This window comes from Pseudonocardia charpentierae, from assembly GCF_031845345.1.
GTDB classification, from domain to species: Bacteria; Actinomycetota; Actinomycetes; order Mycobacteriales; family Pseudonocardiaceae; genus Pseudonocardia; species Pseudonocardia charpentierae.
Window position 1 is genome coordinate 1 of record NZ_JAVREJ010000123.1, and the last position, 321, is coordinate 321.

At 72.3% G+C, this 321-nt stretch carries 1 pseudogene; it reads right to left on the reverse strand.

Going from position 1 to position 321, the window contains the following annotated elements:
* Positions 1 to 321 (reverse strand): annotated as a pseudogene (locus RM445_RS32145) (IS701 family transposase); the annotation flags it as partial.

Sequence of the window (321 nt, forward strand, 5' to 3'; positions counted from 1 at the left end):
TGAGCGGGATGAGGCCGCTGCCAGGTCTTTTGGGGCGATCGCGGCGGTCACGGCGAGGTAGGCGTGGGCGAGCATCGCCAGGGTGATGTGGCGGTACCAGGCGTCGTAGCGGCGGACCTGGTAGTGGTCGAGCCCGACCTCGGTCTTCGCGGTCTGGAAGCACTCCTCGATCGCCCACCGGGCGCCGGCGACTCGGATCAGCTCGTCGTCGGTGGTGCCGGGCGGGCCGGCGCACAGGTAGTAGGCCAGCTCCGGCTCCCGGCCCGCGGCGGTCTGGTCGTCGGTGAGGATCTGGCGGCGGACCAGCAGCCAGCGCCCCCA